Annotated in this window: 19 protein-coding genes; 7 read left to right on the forward strand and 12 right to left on the reverse strand. The window is 59.4% G+C overall.

Going from position 1 to position 20,384, the window contains the following annotated elements; translation table 11 throughout:
* Positions 1–441: 441 nt before the first annotated feature.
* The 7 genes from LZG00_14510 to LZG00_14540 all read right to left on the reverse strand — a co-directional run bounded on the left by LZG00_14510 (position 442) and on the right by LZG00_14540 (position 7,698).
* Entirely contained in the window at positions 442–924 is a 483-nt protein-coding gene (locus tag LZG00_14510; protein MCF3595205.1) for an RNA pyrophosphohydrolase, read from the reverse strand.
* Between the two features lie 19 nt (positions 925–943).
* Entirely contained in the window at positions 944–2,284 is a 1,341-nt protein-coding gene (locus LZG00_14515) for a S41 family peptidase (protein MCF3595206.1), read from the reverse strand.
* A 3-nt stretch (positions 2,285–2,287) separates the two neighbouring features.
* The gene (locus tag LZG00_14520; protein ID MCF3595207.1) at positions 2,288–3,424 is read right to left on the reverse strand and encodes a peptidoglycan DD-metalloendopeptidase family protein; all 1,137 of its coding nucleotides are present in this window, start codon (positions 3,422–3,424) and stop codon (positions 2,288–2,290) included.
* On the reverse strand, positions 3,421–4,935 hold the full coding sequence (gpmI, locus tag LZG00_14525; GenBank protein MCF3595208.1) for a 2,3-bisphosphoglycerate-independent phosphoglycerate mutase: 1,515 nt from the start codon (positions 4,933–4,935) through the stop codon (positions 3,421–3,423). Before gpmI ends, LZG00_14520 begins: the two co-directional genes overlap by 4 nt.
* Before the next feature lie 187 nt (positions 4,936–5,122).
* Positions 5,123–5,593 (reverse strand): 23S rRNA (pseudouridine(1915)-N(3))-methyltransferase RlmH, encoded by a 471-nt coding sequence (rlmH, locus tag LZG00_14530; protein MCF3595209.1) that lies wholly within the window; start codon positions 5,591–5,593, stop codon positions 5,123–5,125.
* Positions 5,594–5,941, reverse strand: coding sequence for a ribosome silencing factor (rsfS, locus tag LZG00_14535; protein ID MCF3595210.1), 348 nt, complete (start codon positions 5,939–5,941; stop codon positions 5,594–5,596).
* Positions 5,942–6,336: 395 nt separating this feature from the next.
* Complete coding sequence (locus LZG00_14540) at positions 6,337–7,698, reverse strand: mechanosensitive ion channel (protein MCF3595211.1); 1,362 nt, start codon at positions 7,696–7,698, stop codon at positions 6,337–6,339.
* Between the two features lie 419 nt (positions 7,699–8,117).
* On the opposite strand from LZG00_14540, the gene leuC reads away from it, so the two are divergent.
* The 5 genes from leuC (at position 8,118) to LZG00_14565 (ending at position 13,078) form a co-directional block, all read left to right on the forward strand.
* Complete coding sequence (leuC, locus tag LZG00_14545; protein MCF3595212.1) at positions 8,118–9,524, forward strand: 3-isopropylmalate dehydratase large subunit; 1,407 nt, start codon at positions 8,118–8,120, stop codon at positions 9,522–9,524.
* Positions 9,525–9,598: 74 nt separating this feature from the next.
* Positions 9,599–10,126 (forward strand): DUF308 domain-containing protein, encoded by a 528-nt coding sequence (locus LZG00_14550; protein MCF3595213.1) that lies wholly within the window; start codon positions 9,599–9,601, stop codon positions 10,124–10,126.
* A gap of 41 nt (positions 10,127–10,167) precedes the next feature.
* Positions 10,168–10,773 carry a 3-isopropylmalate dehydratase small subunit gene (leuD, locus tag LZG00_14555; GenBank protein MCF3595214.1) on the forward strand — a complete coding sequence of 202 codons (606 nt, stop codon included), beginning with the start codon at positions 10,168–10,170 and terminating at the stop codon, positions 10,771–10,773.
* Between the two features lie 413 nt (positions 10,774–11,186).
* Positions 11,187–11,990: a hypothetical protein gene (locus LZG00_14560; GenBank protein ID MCF3595215.1), complete on the forward strand. Its 804-nt coding sequence runs from the start codon at positions 11,187–11,189 to the stop codon at positions 11,988–11,990.
* Complete coding sequence (locus tag LZG00_14565; protein ID MCF3595216.1) at positions 11,987–13,078, forward strand: endonuclease/exonuclease/phosphatase family protein; 1,092 nt, start codon at positions 11,987–11,989, stop codon at positions 13,076–13,078. Before LZG00_14560 ends, LZG00_14565 begins: the two co-directional genes overlap by 4 nt.
* Here the strand turns inward: LZG00_14565 and LZG00_14570 are convergent.
* Entirely contained in the window at positions 13,013–13,924 is a 912-nt protein-coding gene (locus tag LZG00_14570; GenBank protein ID MCF3595217.1) for a sugar nucleotide-binding protein, read from the reverse strand. The genes LZG00_14565 and LZG00_14570 overlap by 66 nt on opposite strands.
* Before the next feature lie 94 nt (positions 13,925–14,018).
* Here LZG00_14570 and LZG00_14575 point away from each other — a divergent pair, with 94 nt between their 5' ends.
* Positions 14,019–14,936, forward strand: a complete 918-nt coding sequence (locus LZG00_14575; GenBank protein MCF3595218.1) for a LysR family transcriptional regulator — start codon at positions 14,019–14,021, stop codon at positions 14,934–14,936.
* Positions 14,937–15,026: 90 nt separating this feature from the next.
* Positions 15,027–16,133 (forward strand): 3-isopropylmalate dehydrogenase, encoded by a 1,107-nt coding sequence (gene leuB, locus LZG00_14580; protein MCF3595219.1) that lies wholly within the window; start codon positions 15,027–15,029, stop codon positions 16,131–16,133.
* A 246-nt stretch (positions 16,134–16,379) separates the two neighbouring features.
* Here the strand turns inward: leuB and LZG00_14585 are convergent, their stop codons facing one another.
* From LZG00_14585 to LZG00_14600, 4 genes are read right to left on the reverse strand one after another with little or no spacing between them, the layout of a single operon-like run.
* Positions 16,380–16,625 (reverse strand): MoaD/ThiS family protein, encoded by a 246-nt coding sequence (locus LZG00_14585; protein ID MCF3595220.1) that lies wholly within the window; start codon positions 16,623–16,625, stop codon positions 16,380–16,382.
* 2 nt (positions 16,626–16,627) lie between these two features.
* Positions 16,628–18,871 (reverse strand): xanthine dehydrogenase family protein molybdopterin-binding subunit, encoded by a 2,244-nt coding sequence (locus LZG00_14590; protein MCF3595221.1) that lies wholly within the window; start codon positions 18,869–18,871, stop codon positions 16,628–16,630.
* Positions 18,871–19,350 carry a (2Fe-2S)-binding protein gene (locus LZG00_14595; GenBank protein ID MCF3595222.1) on the reverse strand — a complete coding sequence of 160 codons (480 nt, stop codon included), beginning with the start codon at positions 19,348–19,350 and terminating at the stop codon, positions 18,871–18,873. The genes LZG00_14590 and LZG00_14595 overlap by 1 nt, the downstream gene beginning before the upstream one ends.
* Positions 19,350–20,213 (reverse strand): xanthine dehydrogenase family protein subunit M, encoded by an 864-nt coding sequence (locus LZG00_14600; protein ID MCF3595223.1) that lies wholly within the window; start codon positions 20,211–20,213, stop codon positions 19,350–19,352. Before LZG00_14600 ends, LZG00_14595 begins: the two co-directional genes overlap by 1 nt.
* Positions 20,214–20,384 lie beyond the last annotated feature (171 nt).

Below are 20,384 nucleotides of genomic sequence, written 5' to 3' on the forward strand. Positions count from 1 at the left end.
CTAAAGGTCGTGTCAAAAAATCTGCGAATTAACCGCGCATTAAGGATAACGCACTAGGCTGTTTGTGTGGAGCAGGCTGAAAAGCCGATAACCGCCCATGGAAAAGACGCGTTGTGCGTGACCCTCGTAAGCATCAGCGAAAGGCTGACCGGCGGGGCCGCGACCGGCGTATGCCCGAAAGATGGGAAGACCCGGCAAGGGGATTTGCGCAGAAGCCGCGCGGATGCCAGAATGGCACGAAGCCCTTGCCGGGGCCGCTTGTCCGGTGTTTGTCGCTGTACGACAGTGCCGCTCCGGGCCGGGTGGGCGAGCGTTCAGAGCGCGGCCTTGCGCGTTTTCTCTTGATGGCCTGCCACGAACCTGGGTGCACATCCAGCGAGGCCCGCATGTTTTCTAGGTCGGCCGGTTACTTGCTCGAAATCAGCAGTTCGAAGAACAATCTTACAGCCGCTTGCCAAACTCCGCGAGCACCTTCTCATAAACACTGCGCTTGAAAGGCACGATGTTAGCGACCAGTTCATCAGGCGCGAGCCATTGCCAACTGGAGAATTCGGGGTGTTCTGTCGCGATGTTCACGTCAGTGTCAACGCCATGAAATCGCATGAGAAACCATTTCTGTTCCTGTCCGCGATAGCGGCCTTTCCAGATCTTTGGCACAAGATCAACGGGCAGGTCATAAGGTAGCCAGCCCTCGGTTTCAGCCTCGATCGTGACCAGGTTTGGTGCGACGCCGGTTTCCTCAAACAGCTCGCGCAGGGCGGCATCGCGCGGGGTTTCACCCTTGTCGATTCCGCCCTGAGGCATTTGCCAAGCCGCCTGATCGTTGTCGAGGCGCTGTCCGACAAAGACTTCGCCCCGCTGATTGGCCAGCATCACGCCGACATTCTGACGATAAGGTAGTTGGGCGATTTCCGTCGGTGTCATGCGTGTGCCAGTCCCGTGATCAGTCTTGCGGCCCGAGCGCGGAAAGTCCCTTGAGGATGTCGATGGCGTAGGCCAGCTGATAGTCGTCTTCACGCAGCTTGGCAGAGGCTTCTGCTTTGGCGCGGTCGGCTTCGATCTGTTTGATTTCGTCCTCGGTCAGGCTGTCATTGGACAGTGCGCCGCGCAGATCGGCTTCGGAGCGATTTCTGCGAATGGCACTTTTGGCTTCCTCCTCGGGTTCGGCGTCGACCTTGCGGGGCTGGGCTACAATGATGTCAGGCGAGATGCCCAGAGACTGGATAGAGCGCCCTGAAGGCGTGTAATAGCGCGCGGTGGTCAGGCGCATTGCGCCTTCGCCCCGCAGCGGCATTACCGTCTGGACCGAACCTTTGCCGAAGCTACGGGTGCCGATGACGATCGCGCGGCGATGATCCTGAAGCGCGCCCGCGACAATCTCGGACGCCGAGGCGGATCCGCCATTGATGAGTACCACCAAAGGTTTGGACTGTGCCAGATCACCGGGTTGGGCGTTGTAGCGATCACCATCCACCGGATTGCGCCCCCTTGTCGAGACGATCTCACCGGATTCAAGGAATGCGTCGGAGACCTTGATTGCCTGGGTCAGAAGCCCGCCGGGATTGTTGCGCAGATCAAGAATGAAGCCGTTGATATTGTCGATGCCGCCCGCTTCCTCGACCTGTTTGGCAAGGCCTTCGGCAAGGTTCGGGTATGTCTGATCGTTGAAGGTGGTGACCCTGAGAACCACCGATTTGCCTTCGGTTCGGGTGCGCACGGCGGTCAGCTTGATCGTGTCGCGGATAATCGAGATATCGAACGGCTCGTCGGTGCCTTCGCGCGCGATGGTGATCACGATTTCGGAACCGACCTGGCCACGCATCAATTCGACCGCTTCGTTGAGCGTTAGGCCAAGGACCGATTCGCCATCGACATGGGTGATGAAATCCCCGGCCTCGACCCCGGCCTGATCGGCAGGAGTGCCGTCGATCGGCGAGACGACTTTGACAAAGCCTTCTTCCTGCGTGACCTCGATGCCGAGCCCGCCGAATTCGCCGCGGGTCTGCACCCGCATGTCTTCGGCATCGTCCGGTGAGAGATAGGATGAATGCGGATCCAGTGACGTGAGCATGCCGTTGATCGCAGCTTCGATCAGGTCGGATTCGTCCACCTCCTCAACATATTGCGAGCGGATTCGTTCGAAAATGTCACCAAACAGATCAAGCTGTTGGTAGACATCCGTTGTCTTTGCCGATTCCTGGGCGAGCAGGGGAGCAGCCACTTGGGTCGTGACGATAACGCCACCCAGAATCCCGGCGCTCGCGGCCATGAGGAATTTCTTCATTGTCTATCCATCCTTCGCAATGCTGAACCAGGCAGAAGGGTCCACCGGAACATTGTCTTCTCTGAGTTCTACATAAAGCGTTTCCGTGCGGTCATTTCCAGCCCCTTCGCTGGTCTGGGTCAGAATCTCGCCGATTTTCGGGTCCGTGCCGCCCATCAGGCCGACGGGTGCGCCTGCGGGCAGAACCTGACCCGGCAACCCGTAAACCACATCGAGCCCGGCTAAAACGATCAATAGACCCGATTGCGGTTCAAGGATCATCACGTTTCCGTAGTCAAGCAGCGGGCCGCGATAGCGGACGGTGGCCGCCGCCGGGGTGGTGACAAGCGCACGAGGGCGGGTGGCGATGATGATACCGGGACGGGTGATTCCGGCAGCATCCGAGCCCATGAAACCGCGCAGCAGGCGACCCTGAACCGGCAGAGGAAGCTTGCCCTTGCGGTGTGAGATGTCAGGCAGGCTGCCGGTCGCTTCGTCCACTGCGATTTCCGAAAGTCCCGAGGCGAACCCTTCGAGCGTTTCGGTGGAGGCGATGAGGAGTGCTGTTCGCACCGGGTCTTCGGTAAAACGGCGGGGCAGATCGGTGCGATCGGCGACGGCCTGGGAAAGCTCTGTGCGCGCCTCCTGAAGACCTTGCAATCCTTCGCGCAGCGTTTCGGCTGCGTTGTCCTGCAAGCGGCGCAGCGTGGTGACTTCTTCGAGTTTGCCGCGCAGTTCGCTCACGCGGGTGTTCAGCGCAGGCGTGACATCGGCCAGGACCATGGCCGCGCGCGCAGTGCCCGTGGGGCCTTGAGGATGCAACAGAACCGTGGGCGCGCGGGTGTCGCCCATGGATTGCAGAACGCCAATGAGGCGCGAAATCTCGCCCTCGCGGGCGGTGAGTTCGCGGGTCAGGGTCTGTTCACGGATCGAGGCGTGGCGCAGGCCCTCGCGCATTGCCGCCAGCCCGTCTTCAAAGGCACGGATGGTTTCCGAGAGCGCCTTGACGCGGTCGCGCGCCGAGTCGGCCTCATCAAGTCTGATGGTTGCCTGGTTGAGCCGAGCAGCGGCGGCGCGGGCAGCCTCGGCCGGGTCAGGGGTCTGCGCCGAGGCCGCGCCGCCCGCAATCAGGGTGCAGAGGAGGGCGGCGCGCAGGCTCATATGATCAGGGTCTCGCCAGTCATTTCGGGTGGCTTGGGCAGGCCCATGAGATCGAGCAGCGTAGGCGCGAGATCGGACAGTCGCCCCGGTCTGAGTTTTGCGCCCTCGGGTCCACCAAACAAGGCAACCGGCACCGGGTTGATGGTGTGTGCAGTGTGCGGGCCGCCGGTCTCCGGATCGATCATGGTTTCGCAATTGCCGTGGTCGGCGGTGACGATCATCGCCCCCCCGGCCTTTTCCAGCGCCGCCATGACTTGACCCAGCCCGGCATCGACCGCTTCGCAGGCCTTGATTGCTGCTGCGATATTCCCGGTATGGCCGACCATGTCGGGGTTGGCATAATTGGTGATGATCAGGTCATAGCCTTCTTCGATGGCGCGCACGAAATTCTCGGTCACCTCGGCTGCGGACATCTCGGGCTGAAGATCATATGTGGCGACCTTTGGCGAGGGTGCCATGTAGCGGTCTTCGCCCAATTCAGGCGTTTCCTTGCCGCCGTTCAGGAAGAAGGTGACATGCGGGTATTTCTCGGTTTCTGCCAAACGGAACTGGCGCAGCCCCTGTTTGGCGACCCATTCGCCCAAAGTATTCACGATAGCAGTCGAGGGAAACATCGTGGTCATGTATTGATTGTGCCGGTCCGAGTATTCGACCATACCCATGAGCGCGCCGAACTTTGGCCGCTTGCCGGTTTCAAAAGCATCAAATTCGGGATCGCCAATGGCAGCGAGGATTTCGCGCGCGCGGTCGGCGCGAAAATTGAGGCACCAGAGACCGTCGCCGTCTTGCACTCCGGCATAGTCGCCAATCACGGTGGCGGCGATGAATTCATCGGTTTCGGAACGGTTGTAGGCGTTGGAAATCGCATGGTTTGCGGTGGCGGTTTTGTGCTGTCCTTTGGCGTTGACGATTGCATGGTAAGCTTCCGATACACGCTCCCATCGGTTGTCGCGGTCCATCGCGAAATAGCGCCCCGTCAGGGTGACGATATGGGCGGTATCCGGCAGTGCCTCTTCAAGTGTGGCGACATAGCCGAGCGCCGATTTCGGGGCGACATCGCGGCCATCAGTGATGGCATGAATGGCCACGGGGATACCTGCACGGGCGAGCACGCCGATCGAGGCGATCATATGCTCGAGCGAACCGTGCACGCCGCCATCCGAGACCAACCCCATCAGATGCGCAGTTCCGCCTGTCTGTTTCATGCGGGCGATAAACTGCGTCAATGCCGGGGTTTCAAAAAATGAACCGTCTTCAATGGCGAGATCAATCTGTCCGAGATCCATTGCAACCACCCGACCGGCGCCGATATTGGTGTGTCCGACCTCGGAATTGCCCATCTGGCCGGAAGGCAGGCCAACATCCGGGCCGTGGGTCACCAGAAAGTTGTGCGGGCACGTCGACATCAGGCGATCATAGGTTGGTGTCTTCGCCAATGCCGGGGCATTGGCTTCGCGTGCCTCGCGATGGCCCCAGCCATCGAGAATGCAAAGAACCACCGGTTTTGTCATAGGATTTGCCTGTTTTTCATTCTGAATTCGCGTTTAAGCCTTGTTGGCCCCCAGAGCAACCGGCGGAATAGGGCTGTTACCGTTTCATCTTGCCGAAAATATCCCGGGGGTTTGGGGGCAGCGCCCCCAACCTCTCCCCTCTACGTTGCCAGGCAACACCGCGCTCAATCCCCACAGCGCTATAGGCTCAGACGCGGTGATAGGGGCTGCCGGCAAGGATCGAGGCAGCACGATAGAGCTGTTCGGTCAGCATCACCCGGGCCAACATATGCGGCCAGACCATTTTGCCGAAACTCAGCCCAAGATCAGCACGGCTGCGAAAATCCGGGGCCAGACCATCGGCACCGCCGATCACAAACGCCAGGTCGCCACAGCCATCATCGCGCAGGCGGGCCAGTGTGGTGGCGAACTCGGGCGAACTCATCTTCGTGCCGCGTTCATCCAACACGAACAGCCGCGCAGCTTTCGGCAAAGACCGTTCGAGCAGGGCGGCTTCGGCCGCCATGCCACCACCCTTGCGATCCTCGACTTCGGTGAAGGTAAGCGGGCCAAGACCCAGTGCGCGCCCGGTGCGGTCAAACCGCGTCGTATAGTCGTCGATCAGGTCTTTCTCCGGCCCCTTGCGGAGCCGACCAACGGCGCAGATCGTAACCCGCATCTATATCGTGGCAGGGGTGTCGGCCGCAGTGGGCTGCCACATCTTTTCGAGTTGGTAGAACTCGCGCACTTCGGGGCGGAAGACGTGGACAATGATATCGCCCGTGTCAATCAACACCCAATCACCCGAAGCCTTGCCTTCGATCTTTGAAAACCGCCCGAGATCGGTTTTGAGCCGGTCAGCGAGCTTTTCGGCAATTGCTGTCACCTGCCGCGAGGAGCGCCCGCTGCACACGACCATGTAATCGCCGATAGAGGATTTGCCGCGCAGATCGATCTGAACGATATCCTCGGCCTTGTCGTTTGAGAGCGAATCAAGAATGTGATCAAGCAATTCTTCGCTTGTCACGTCGCCGGGAGCACCTGGAACGGAGCGCCCTTTGGGAGCGGCCGAAGCCGCATCAACATGCGTTGACAGGACAATGTCCTCCTTACATTACGCACCTGAAAAGCGCCCCGGTGCCGGACGTGTTTAAAACTTAGCACCGGATATGTGGATTCTCAATGACAGGATCAAGGCCTGTGAAATGCCGCCGTTTTTTGCCGTTGGGAGCCGGATCCGACAAGCGGAGGACGTAAATCTACAGGCTGGAACGTCGAATCCCAGGTTGGGTTGGGCAAGGGGGCGGCATGGAGCGTGCGTATTCGCCGCAGGCAACAGCGGCCTGTTATTGCAGATCAGAGCTTAAAGAACTTGGCGTCGGCCCCGGTCGTTGAAGCTAAATGGGGCTGGATCTCGCGGGTTTATGACTTCGGGGGCGGGTCGGCATCTTCGCCCAACAGGCGCACTTCGCGCTGCGGGAAGGGGATCGAAATGCCGTTCTCATGAAAGGCATCCCAGAGAGCCAGATAGACATTGCCCCGAATATTGGTGAGGCCCTGAGAAGGATCGCGAATCCAGAATCGCAGGACATAATCAACGGAACTGTCGCCAAATCCGATGATATGACAAACTGGCGGCTTGGATGTCAGCACGCGTGTCACGCCCTTGGCGGTTTCGATGGCCAGAGCGCGAACCTTGTGAGGGTCATCGCCGTAGGATGTGCCGAATTTGATATCGAGTCTGACAAAATCATTGGTATGAGACCAGTTCACCACCTGACCGGTGATCAGATCTTCGTTGGGGATCAGGTATTCCTTGCCGTCGCGCGTGACAACAGAGGTATAGCGCGCGCTGAGCGTGTCGATCCAGCCGAAGGTTTCACCTAGGCTGATCACGTCGCCCGGTTTGATTGACTTGTCGAGCAGGATGATCACGCCGGATACCAGATTCGACACCACTTTTTGCAAGCCAAAGCCAAGGCCGACACCAATGGCACCAGATAAAACCGCAAGCCCGGTGAGGTCGACGCCAATTGCCTTGAGCCCGATATAACCGGCGATGCCATAGAGGGCGACCTGAAGGAATTTTACTGCAAGCACCTGCATCGAGGGGCTGATGTCTTCGTTGCGTTTCAGACCTGCGGTAGTGGTGCGCGACACAAAGCGGGCGACGAAGAAGAGCACGCTGAGTGTGACCGCCGCCTGTATTAGCAGCCACAACGACAGGTGCAGATTGCCAAGGTCGATGGCGGCGCTGTCGAGCAGAGATCGGGCCTCGCTGGTCAGTCCGAGGATAACCAGCGTGGCCCATGTCCAACTGGCATAGCGCACCATTGTACGCAGGAAACCATTGGTAATCAGACGCGAAACCAACGCGATAAGCAGCCATGCCACGGCCAGCTTGGCAATTCCCCCCAGCAGGAACGTGCGCGAAGGCCAGGTGATTTCGCGCATGATCCACACTGTGGGCCAAAGCAGGCAAACGAAGAAGACCAGCCGCAATCGCTTTTCTAGCATCAGCATCAGGCGGAGTCGCCATTTGGGCCAGTTTTCGCGGGTGCGCAGCCATTCGCGAAAGCGCGGTGACAATAGGAGTGCAATACCCCAGGCCAGCAGGAAAATCGCGATAGCGATCCCCACCTGATAGGCGTTCCAGGGGCGCAGGAGACCTTTCAGGAATACCTGGGCCTGATCGGCCAGCGAATACGCGATTTCCTGCGCTTCCTGCGCCGAAGTCGTCGCTGGGGCGGCTGATTGGGGGGTCGCGGAGGTATGTTCTGTCATGAATGCGCCTGTGTTGAACACAGCGTGGCACGCGCGGGGTTGCGCGGGCAAGGGGCTTGGGCGGGGAAAACGCAGCGGGCGTTGTCACGAATGGGCTAGGAATGATGGGCTTTGTTGTCGGTTGCGCGGATTTGGGCCTGTGCGAACTGTGCGGGAGTGATGGTGCCGGGAAATGCGAGAAATGGCATGCGCACCCGCATTCCTCCGCACTGCGCCGCGAAACACCCGGCTTGTGAGAATCTGTGGCGTTGTGTAGGAGATGCGCCATGACACGGGTTTTCGATATGGATGACCGCGCGCGGTTGAAAGAACGCTTCCACAGCGAAGTGCGATCGGTTTTGGTACGCCCGTAAGCTTTGGCCTGCGCCAAACCCCGCCTGAATACCCACGACTTCACGAACATGAACGGGAGTGGACCAATGTCCCCCAAGACGATCTATGATAAAATCTGGGATGCTCATGTAGCCCATGAAGCCGAAGACGGCACCTGCTTGCTCTATATTGACCGACACCTCGTCCACGAGGTGACCAGCCCGCAAGCTTTTGAAGGACTGCGCATGACGGGTCGCACTGTGCGCGCGCCTGACAAGACTATTGCCGTGCCGGATCACAATGTGCCGACAACGCTGGATCGTGCCAATGCCGAAACGATGACCGAAGACAGCCGCATTCAGGTTGAAGCGCTGGACAAAAACGCCCGTGATTTCGGTATTCACTATTATCCGGTTAGCGACGTGCGCCAAGGGATCGTGCATATCGTTGGCCCTGAGCAGGGCTGGACGTTGCCCGGCATGACCGTGGTATGCGGTGACAGTCATACTGCGACGCATGGCGCATTTGGCGCGCTGGCGCATGGCATCGGCACGTCCGAGGTGGAGCATGTGCTTGCGACACAGACGCTGATCCAGAAGAAATCGAAGAACATGAAAGTCGAGATCACCGGCAAGTTGCGCCCCGGCGTTACGGCCAAGGATATCACCTTGGCGGTGATCGGTGTGACCGGCACGGCGGGCGGCACTGGCTATGTCATCGAATATTGCGGTGAAGCGATCCGCGATCTTTCGATGGAAGGCCGCATGACCGTCTGCAACATGGCGATTGAAGGCGGCGCACGCGCGGGCCTGATTGCGCCGGACGAGACAACTTATGAATATGTCAAAGGCCGCCCGCACGCCCCGAAGGGTGCGCAATGGGAGGCTGCGATGAACTGGTGGAAAACGCTTTATACCGATGACGACGCCGTTTTCGACAAGGTGATCACACTGAAGGGCGAAGATATCGAGCCGGTAGTGACATGGGGCACGTCGCCGGAAGATGTGCTGCCGATCACGGCCAATGTGCCCAGCCCGGAGGATTACGCGGGTGGCAAGGTTGAGGCCGTGAAGCGTGCGCTTGACTATATGGGGCTGACACCCGGTCAAAAGCTGACCGATATCGAGATCGATACGGTGTTCATCGGGTCCTGCACCAACGGGCGGATCGAAGATTTGCGCGCCGCTGCTGCCATTTTGAAAGGCAAGAAAATCAAACCGGGCATGCGGGCGATGATCGTGCCCGGTTCGGGGCTTGTGCGTGCGCAGGCCGAGGAAGAGGGGCTGGCCGAAATTTTCAAGGAAGCCGGTTTTGAATGGCGCCTTGCCGGGTGTTCGATGTGTCTGGCGATGAACCCAGATCAGTTGGCTGAAGGTGAACGCTGTGCGTCAACTTCGAACCGCAACTTTGAAGGGCGTCAGGGCTATAAGGGCCGCACCCATCTGGTGAGTCCCGCAATGGCGGCGGCGGCGGCGGTAACCGGGCATCTGACCGATGTGCGCGAGATGATGTAACTGGTTGCATATTGCTGTCTTCAGGCGCGAAAGCGCGGCGAGGCGGCAGACGTAGGCTAAAAAGGAGAAACACGATGAAGCCTTCTGCCATTCTGATTCTTGTAGGTGTGTTGCTGTTTATTGGCGGGGTCTTTGCCTTTGCCAATCCGTTGGCAGCGTCCATGGCTGTGACGACGCTCGTCGGGATCGCCTTTCTTCTTGGCGGTGTCTTGCAGGCTTGGGCGGCTTTTCAAAGCGATGCTGCGATGCTGCCCGGCGGGCGCATCTGGAACGGGCTTTGGGCCGTGATGGGAATCGTTGTCGGCGTCTGGCTTCTGGCCAACCCGCTGGAGGGCGTCGTTTCGCTGACGCTGCTTCTCGGCGTCGTGTTCCTGTTTACCGGGATCATGCGGATCATGTTGGGCTTTGGTATCGCACAGGCGCAGACAAAATGGCTGTTGATCCTGTCGGGAGTCGCCGGTGTGGTGATCGGCGTTCTGATCTTCGGCAACATCGCAGAGGCGGCCACGACGCTTCTGGGGCTTCTTTTGGGCATCGAATTGCTCTCGCAGGGTGTTGCGCTTCTTCTGCTTGGATTTTTGGGCCGCAAAAGCGGGCTTTGACATATACGCAGGGCCAGATCGCCCTGAACGGAGACTGAACTATGGACAAATTTGAAAAACTCTCGGGCATTGCGGCACCCATGCCGTTGGTGAATATCGACACCGATATGATCATCCCCAAGGTGTTCCTGAAAACGATCAAGCGCTCGGGGCTGGGTGTGAACCTGTTTGACGAGATGCGATATGATCGGCAAGGCAATGAGATCGCTGATTTCGTGTTGAACAAGCCAGCCTATCGCGAGGCGCAAATCCTGGTGGCCGGTGACAACTTCGGCTGTGGATCGTCGCGCGAACATGCGCCTTGGGCGCTGGCCGATTTTGGCATCAAGGCGGTGATTTCCACCTCTTTCGCAGACATTTTTTACAACAACTGTTTCCAGAACGGCATCCTGCCTATCGTCCTGCCGCAAGAGGCCGTGGATGTCTTGATGGCTGATGCGGAAAAGGGCGCCAATGCGCGGTTGGATGTGGATCTGGAAGCGCAGACCGTGACAAGCTCGGATGGCGAAGTATTCGCCTTCGAGGTGGATGCATTCAAGAAGCATTGCCTTCTCAAGGGGCTCGACGATATCGGGCTGACCATGGAGAAGACCGCGTCAATTGACACATTTGAGGCGCAAGCAGCGCAGACGCGTCCCTGGGTCTGAACCTGTTAAAGGCGAGAAAGCCAAGACCGCCCACATCCAGGGCGGTCTTTTTCTTTTGAGTGGAAAACCTCACCTGACGCTATTTCGCGTCACATCTCGCAACGTGTAGCGGGCTAACGCAGCACATCTACTACATCTTGTAGATGCTTGAGTTTGCGCCTTTTTTTTGCACCAAAAATGATGCAAACGCGCACCACTTCTTCCCTGAAACGGCCCAATAGCTGAAGTCTTGTTAACCGTGACTTGAGCCGGAAAACGAAAGAAGGCAAAAATTGGGCAAGAATGAGGCAAGCCGCGACACGTTGCGGCATCAAGTTGGAACAAAAGGTCGGCATCGTACCGGCTTTGGCCAGTTTGAAGGGAATGGTGCAGTGGTATCCCGACTGACAAGCGCTTTTGTGCGCGCAGCTCTGATGGCATTGCTTATTGCAGTGCCTTCTCTCATGCTGCCGGATGTCAGCTCGGACACGACGCAGATCGTGGTTCTGGTGGCGATCCTGGCCTTCCTGCTGACCTTGACCGAATACTTCAGCCAATACCCCTCTATCGTCGAATTCCGCTTTGCGCCGCCGTTCAACCGGCTGAGGTTTATTGCGCTTTTCGCAACGGTCTTAATGCTGTCGATGATCATGGCGGGCAAAACTGACCCAACCAATATGTCGACGCTAGTAACCAAGCTGGGCACGCTTTTGGGCACGGCCATTGATTTCCCCTATTCGCCAGTGCGTCTGGTGGTGTTGATGATGCCCGCCAATAGCCCGCCCGAGCTTTTGTCGTCGGTGCGAACGGCGGCTGGGATCGCTTACATGGTGTCGTTGGTGACACTGTTTGTCTTTGTAAGCATGGTGCGCCTGTTCGGCTGGCCAACCCGCAAGGGGGCTTTCAACGTCTGGATCAACCTGCCCTTATTTGACCCGACGGCGGGTGGTGATGTGTTGGCCCGGCTCAAACGCGATGCCGGTCTTAACATTGTATTAGGGATTTTGCTGCCATTCTTGATCCCGGCGGTTGTGAAGGCCGCGGCGGAACTGATTGATCCGATCTCGATGGACAATCCGCAGACACTGATTTGGACGATGAGCGCATGGGCCTTTTTGCCGGCAAGTATGATCATGAGAGGCATCGCGATGAGTCGCGTGGCCGATCTGATCGCGGAAAAGCGGCTGCGGACTTATGCAGAGGCGAAGGCCGACGGCGAGGAATTGCAAATCGTTTGATCTTGTTGGCGCTGCTTTGGGCGGCGTTGATACCTGGGCTTGCGCGGACCGAGACCCTGCGGATCGCGACTTTCAATACAGACCTTTCCCGCAAGGGGCCGGGGCTTTTGCTGCGGGATATCCTGAAGGGTGACGAACAGGCCGAAGCGGTTGCCGGGGTGATTGCCCAGGCCGCGCCCGATGTTCTGATTCTCAACGGCATCGACTACGACCATGAAGGGCTGACGCTTGCGGCGTTGATCGAGCGGATTGCATCGGGCGGGCACAAGATGTCGTATCGGTTTGCGGCACGGCCCAACAGCGGCTGGGCGACGGAACTCGATCTTGATGGCGACGGAAGGCGTGGTGACCCTGGTGATGCGCAGGGTTGGGGCCGTTTTGCAGGAGATGGCGGTATGGCGGTATTGTCGCGCTATCCTATCGGTGCGGTGCGCGATTTGAGCGGATTGATCTGGGCCGAACAGGACTGGGCCTTGTTGCCCATGCAAGACGGGACGGTCTTTCCGTCGCAGGCTGCTATAGAGATACAGCGCTTGTCATCGGTGGCGCATTGGGTGGTGCCTGTGGATGTGGCGGGGCGGGTGCTGACCCTGATGGCGTTTCACGCCACACCGCCGGTGTTTGACGGCCCCGAGGACCGTAACGGCAAGCGCAATCATGATGAGATCATGCTGTGGCGGCATTTGCTTGATGGCAGGCTGGGACCGGCGGGTGGGCCTGTCCCAGAAACTGCGTTTGCGGTCATCGGTGATGCCAATCTCGATCCGGTGGATGGCGAGGGGATCAAAGTGGCGATACGTGGATTGCTTGGCGATAAGCGGTTGCAGGATGTGCGCCCGGCCAGCGAGGGGGGCAGGGTGGCAGCGGATCCTGGCCACAACGGCGATGCGGCGTTGGATACCGTCGATTGGAAGGGCATCGAAGATGGTGGCGGGCCGGGCAATCTGCGGGTGGATTACGTGTTGCCTTCTGCCGATCTGGACGTGTTGGGCGCGGGCGTTGTCTGGCCCGCGCCCGGGCAGTCAGGCGCTGATCTGGTGCGCAAGGCCAGCCGGCATCGGCTTGTCTGGGTGGATGTCGGCTGGTAGCGCGGCAAGCATAACCTCGCGCATCGGGGTGGGCGCGAAATCGGGCAGAAGCGCGTTGAAGCGAGTGGGTGAGAGGGTATGCGGCGTGTTCCAGAGATAGCGCATCTCGACAAGTTCGCGGGCGAGTTCCCAGACCGGGGTCGTCAGTCGCAACGCCCACCATGGGAAACGTGACAGTGCCAGCGGGCGCATCAACTCGTGCTCGAGGGCGGTTTTTAATTCGTTGAATGTGAAGGCGTGACCGGGAAAGGGGATGTCTTCGAACTGCGAGAGTTGTTCGCGTTTCTCGGCCAACATTTGCAATGCGCGGGCCCAATCGGGCAAAAAGGCGTGGGACTGGATCGTATCGGGGTCGCCGGGCACCGTTATTTTGCCGGACTTGATCGATCGCAGCGCCAGGACGCTGAAGATATCACTGTTGTGTTCGGGGTCGATCCAATTGCCCGCGCGCAGAATGATGGTTTGCACGCCACTGTCGCGATAGGCCCGCTCCATATCGAGGCGGATTTTGCCTTTGCGGGAGCAGGGGCTGGGTGGCGTGGTTTCGGACCATTCGCCGCCCGTTGCGCCGAAATGATAAACATTGCCGGGAATGATCACGCTGGAACCGGAGGCTTTGGCGGCGGCAATCACCTGTTCAGTGATCGCGGGAATGATCTCGGACCAATTATGATAATTGGGTGGGTTGAGCCCGTTGACGATGATGTCGGCACCCATGGCAGCTTGGGTCATGTCGTCGGTCTTGCGGTCGTAGCGGCGGATGCTCCAACCGGTAGATTCGAGGGCACGGGCGGCATGTGTGCCGACCTTGCCTGATGCGCCGAGGATGAGAGCGGTTTTGGCCATGGGAGCCTCCTGTTGCTGAAATCTGCAATGAAAGTAGGGCGACCAAGAGGGAATAGGAATTGCCAAAAATTTGCTATCTGATATTCATAATTGAATGGATAAAGCGTTAGACAAACTCGACTGGGCGTTGATTCAGGCCTTTCTGGCGGTGGCGGAAGAGGGTTCGCTGAGCGCAGCAGCCCGCCGATTGGGAGCCAGCCAGCCGACATTAGGGCGCCAGATCAAGGCCGTTGAGGTTGAATTGGGGCTGGACCTGTTCCGGCGGCATCCGAAAGGGCTGGAGTTGAGTGAGGCAGGCGCGGCGCTGGTTGCTCCGGCGCGTGCGATGCGTGAGGCGATGCGTGAGATCGCACTTTTTGCGGCGGGGCAGGAGGCGGGATTGGCGGGTGCCGTGCGGATTACGGCGTCGGAAATGGTGTCGCACCACGTGTTGCCGCCGATCCTGGCCCGGATCAGACAAGAGACGCCGGACGTCGAAGTGGAATTGGCGCCAACTGATACCACGGAAAACCTGCTCTATCGTGAGGCCGATATCGCGGTGCGGATGTATCGGCCCGAGCAGTTGGATGTTGTGGCTCGGTATCTGGGAGAGATCGAATTGGGGATGTTTTCATCCAAGGCCTATCTGGCGCGTTGCGGAATCCCGAAAGGGCCAGAGGAAATGCAAGAGCATGATCTGGTGGGGTACGACCGTAGCGAACTAATCATTCGAGGGATGCGTGAGGCCGGGTTTGCGATCGGTCGGGAGGATTTCAAGACTCGATGCGACTGTCAGACCACCTATTGGGAATTGGTGCGAGCGGGATGTGGTATCGGGTTTGGCCAAGCAATGGTGGCACGGGCCGATCCGGACATGGTGGAGATCGATCTCGGGGTTCCGTTGCCGAGCCTGCCCGTCTGGCTGGCCGCGCATCAGGGATTGCGCCATACGCCGAGGGTGCGGCTGGTCTGGGGGATGCTTGTCGATGGGCTGAGTGAGGTTGTGAGTTTGAAAAAGGAGGTCTCGGGGTGACTGCGAACCATGGATGCACGTTGGTTTCTTGACGCTGCGACGCCAGAGGGGTAGGCGGAGAGCGACAGTTTTCAGGAAGGACCACACCCCATGAGCAACCCCTCGCTTCTCATCCTGCCCGGTGACGGGATCGGCCCCGAAGTCATGGTCGAAGTGCGCAAGATCATCGATTGGTACGGTGCCAAGCGCGACATGCCGTTTGACGTAAGCGAAGACCTCGTGGGTGGCTCGGCCTATGACAAGCATGGCGTGCCGCTGGCCGATGAAACAATGGCCAAGGCGCAAGAGGTGGACGCGGTATTGCTTGGCGCCGTGGGCGGGCCGAAATACGACAATCTTGATTTCAGCGTAAAGCCCGAGCGCGGGTTGCTCAGGCTACGCAAGGAGATGGACCTGTTTGCCAACCTGCGTCCCGCCCAGTGTTTCGACGCGCTGGCCGATTTTTCGTCGCTCAAGCACGATGTGATTGCCGGGCTCGACATCATGATTGTGCGCGAGCTGACTTCGGGCGTCTATTTCGGAGAACCGCGCGGGATTTTTGAGGAAGGCAACGAACGCGTAGGGATCAATACCCAGCGTTACACCGAGAGCGAGATCGACCGCGTGGCACGCTCGGCGTTTGAGCTGGCACGCAAGCGGGGTAACAAGGTCTGCTCGATGGAGAAGGCCAATGTGATGGAAAGCGGCATTCTGTGGCGTGAAGTCGTGCAGAAGGTGCATGATGAGGATTACCCGGATGTCGAGCTGAGCCACATGTATGCCGATGCGGGCGCGATGCAGTTGACCCGCGCGCCCAAGCAATTCGACGTGATCGTGACCGACAACCTTTTCGGCGATATCCTGAGCGACGTGGCGGCGATGCTGACCGGTTCGCTTGGGATGCTGCCCTCGGCTTCTCTCGGGGCGCCGATGGCGAATGGCCGGCCCAAGGCGCTTTACGAGCCGGTGCATGGCTCGGCGCCTGATATTGCCGGACAGGGCAAGGCCAATCCGATCGCCTGTATCCTGAGCTTTGCCATGGCGCTGCGCTATTCCTTCGATCAGGGGGCAGAGGCCGACCGACTTGAGAAAGCGGTTGAGGATGTTCTGGCCGATGGGTTGCGCACCGCCGATCTGTTGGGCGAAGAAGGCAAGACGCCGGTGTCGACTGCTGAAATGGGCGACGCAATTGTTGCCAAGCTTGAAGCGTCACTCTGAGGTAGTAGTGCTTTCAAGCCGGGGCGGCTGAGGTTGGAATCAGGCGCCTTATGTTTCGCGATACGCGGATTGTCAGAGGCAGGAGTGGGGGCCAGCCCCACTCCCCCGAGATATTTCAGGTCAGAGGAAGGCGTAAGGGCGCGTTAACGTGTTTCGGGTTTACACTGAAACATGTGGATCGAAAGGCGCGTTCGAGCGACACGCGAGAGACAGCGTATCTTAACTCCTTTTTTGACCTTTGACGCTCTAACCGCCGACGAGTCGGTTGAGCAGCACGACTTCGCTGTCGGGGCGGATCGGGGTGGCCCAGGTGTCATTGTAGATCTTGCCGTCGATTGAAACGGAAACCCCGCGCGCGAGCTGTGGTCGAAGCGCGGGGTATTTTTCTTCGAGTTGGGCGAGCAGTTCGCGCAGGTTTGTGGCGTCGACCTCGACCTCTGGAGTGCCATCAGCGAGTTCTGCCAGAGCACCCCAGAGACGAACCGCAACCATCCTTATTGCGCCTTCATTGCCGCCAGAACCTTGGGCGGGGACATCGGCAAGGAAGTGAGGCGGACCCCCGCGCCACGCGAGACCGAATTGGCGATAGCCGCCAACGGCGGCACGATCGAAGTTTCGCCAACGCCGCGCACGCCGTAGGGATGGCCGGGGTTGGGGATTTCGAGGATCACTGGTTCGATCATCGGCAGGTCGGAGGCGACGGGAATGCGATAGTCGAGGAAACCTGCGTTTTGCAGTCGGCCATCCTCGCCATAGATGTATTCCTCGTTCAGCGCCCAGCCGATGCCCTGAACGGCACCACCCTGGAATTGTCCTTCGACATAGGCAGGATGCACCGCCTTTCCTGCATCCTGAAATACGCTATAGCGCAAGACCTTGACCGCGCCGGTCTCCGGGTCGACCTCGGTATCGACCATATGGGTCGCGAAGCTGACCCCGGCACCTTCGGCCGTGACCTCGTGATGCCCGGCAATCGGTCCGCCTGTCTTGGAGGCGATGGCGGCGATTTCGGCCACGCTCATCGGCGGGAATTTACCGGCGTTTGGTCCGGCAGGTTGGGCTGCGCCATCGACCCATTCGACGGCATCGGGATCAATGCCCCAGTTCATTGCCGCGCGCTGTTTCATGATCTCGATGGCATGGCGTGCAGCCTTGATCGTGGCGAGGCCGACGGCGAAGGTGACGCGGGATCCGTCGGTCACGTCGTTCTGACCCAAGCTACCGGTATCGGCGATGATGGTGCGGACCTGTTCCAGCGGAATGCCCAATTCTTCGGCGGCCATCATCGACATTGATGCGCGCGAGCCGCCGATATCGGGATTACCTTCGGAGAGCGACACGGTGCCATCGGGGTTGATCATCAACGACACACAGGTATCGCCGCCGAAGTTGAACCAGAAGCCACAAGCCACGCCGCGTCCTTGATTGGGGCCAAGCGGTGCCGACCAGTGCGGGTGGTTTTGTGCTGCTTTCAATGTCGCTTCGAGCCCGATGGCCGGATAGGTGGGGCCATAGGCGGCGCGCGTGCCTTCGCGGGCGGCGTTTTTGAGGCGGGTCTCGATCGGGTCGAGATTGAGCTTCTGGCACAACTCGTCAACGACCGACTCGACGGCAAAGGCAGCCATCGGCGCACCGGGTGCGCGATAGGCGGCGGCCTTGGGTCGGTTGGTGACAACCTCCCAGCCCGAAGTACGAACATGTTCGAGATCATATGGTGCAAACCCGGTCATCGCCCCAAGCATGGCGTTCATGCCGAGAAATGCGCCGTTCTGGTAGCGATACTCGCCGGTAGCGGCGGTCATCTTGCCGTCTTTGGTCATGCCGATCTTGATGGTGATCGAGCTTGATGAAGTCGGACCGGAGGCGCGGAAGCATTCGTCGCGCGTCATCACCATTTTAACTGGGCGCCCCGCCTTGCGCGAGAGCGCCAGCGCGGTGGGTTCAAGGAATACGGTGGTCTTACCGCCAAAGCCACCGCCGATCTCCGAGGCTGTGACGCGCAGCTTGCCCGCTTCAATCCCGAGAATTGCGGCGCAGGTGTTGCGCACCATGTAGTGGCCCTGAGTGCAGACCCAGAGATCGCCTTGGCCATCGGCACCCATTGTGGCGAGGCACGCGTGTGGCTCGATATAGCCCTGGTGGGTGGCGGCGGTCTTGAAGATGCGCTCTATCACCAGATCAGCAGATTTAAAGCCGGTCTCAGGCTCACCATGGCCGTAAGCGGTGCGCGAGAGCACGTTTTCTGAATAGCCTTCGGGCACGTTTTCCTGCTGACGTCCTTTGTGCAAGACCGGCGCTCCGGGTTTCATCGCCTCGTCGACATCAATGACATGCGGCAGGACTTCGAAGTCGACTTGGATCGCATCGAGCGCGGCGCGTGCAATCGAACGAGACGTGGCGGCGACAGCAGCGATGGCATGACCATCGTAGAGCGCCTTTTCACCTGCCATGCAATTGTCGAGGATATCAGAAATTGATGGATCATCGGGCTGATGGGTGAAGTCGGCGCGGGTGACAACAGCTTTCACGCCCTTCATGACCTCGGCGGCCGAGGTGTCGATGTTTTTAATACGGGCGTGAGCATGAGGGCTGCGCAAGACTGCACCCCAGAGCATGCCTGGTACGGTCATGTCGGCGCCAAAACGGGCGCGCCCCGTGACTTTGTCAATGCCATCAGGACGCAGGGGGCGCGTGCCAACAACCTTGAACTCGCGGGTTTGGAATTCGTCTTTGGCCATCAGGCAGCCCCCCTCATGTCAGCGGCGGTGGCAAGCACCGCGCGGATGATCTTGTCATAACCGGTGCAGCGGCAGAGGTTGCCAGCCAGCCAGTAGCGCACTTCTTCCTCGGTCGGATTATTGTTCCGCTCAAGAAGGTTTTTGGCAGCTACGAGGATACCGGGTGTGCAGATGCCGCATTGCAGGGCGGCCATTTCGATGAATTTCTGTTGTAGAGGGTGCAGTTTGTCGCCGGTTGCCATGCCTTCGATCGTGCCGATCGTGCGACCTTCGGCCTCGGCGCCCAGCATCAGGCAAGAACAGACCAGGCGGCCATCTACAACCACGGAGCAGGCGCCACAATCGCCTGAGGCACAGCCTTCTTTCGAGCCTGTGAGATCGAGATCGTCGCGAAGCACGTCAAGCAGGGTGTCTTCGGCATTGCAGAGAAATTCAGTCTCGTCGCCGTTGATGGTGGTGGTAACGTGGATGCGGGACATCAGGCTTCTCCTTTGGCGCGGGACATGGCGATTTTGGTGGCGCGTTTGCCGAGAACGCCCGAAACGTCCTTGCGAAACTCAATCGTGCCGCGTTTGTCGTCGATCGGTGTGGCGGCGGCTGAGCAGGCAGCAGCGACCGCTTCCAGTGCAGTATCATCGCCCTTGGTACCAATCAGAGCTTTTGCGGCGGCGGGAACGAGCATGACCTTGGGGCCGACCGCACCGAGCGAGACGCGCGCGTCGGTGATGGTGCCGGTTTCATCGAATTGCACTATGACACCGCAGCCGACCACAGCAATGTCCATTTCGGTGCGCGGGATGAAGCGCAGATAGGCTGATCCAGAGCGTGGCGCCCGAGCGGGCAAGTGGACCGATGTGACCAGTTCGCCCGGTTGAAGCGAAGTCTTGCCAGGCCCTGTCGGGATATCTTCTACCGGCACGTCGCGGCTACCGCTTGGCCCCTGCACACGAACCACCGCCCGGGCAGCAACCATGGCCGGCACGCTATCGGCAGCGGGTCCGGCATTGCAGAGATTGCCGACAATCGTGGCGCGGCCCTGAACCTGGGTTGAACCGATCAGATCGGCGGCTTCGACAACACCCGGCCAGTCGCCCTTGAGCGCCTCATGTTCGTTCATTTCCGCGGAAGGTACCGCAGCGCCGATGCGCCAGCCGCCATTCTCTTCACGGGTGATTGTGGTCATTTCGTCGATGCGTTTCACGTCGATAATGGCGGATGGTGCGATCTGGCCCGCGCGCAAGCGGACCAAAAGATCGGTGCCACCGGCAAGCACCTTGGCCTCGGGATCGGCGACAAGAAGGGCGATGGCGTCCTCAACGCTCTTCGGTGTTTCGAATCTCATGATTTGGCCTCTCCGGCAGTGTGTCTAAATCGGAAGGGGCGAGCGGATAGATCGCGCCCGGCGCCAGAGAGAGTGCTGCGGATTCGGAGCGATGGCAACCCCTGGCTGGGTGTGTTTGTGCGTGCTGGTGTCAACGCACCAAGAGTTTGCAAACCTCCCGCCTCTTTCTTG

This window comes from Rhodobacteraceae bacterium LMO-JJ12, assembly GCA_021555075.1.
In the GTDB taxonomy this organism is placed as follows: domain Bacteria; phylum Pseudomonadota; class Alphaproteobacteria; order Rhodobacterales; family Rhodobacteraceae; genus JAKGBX01.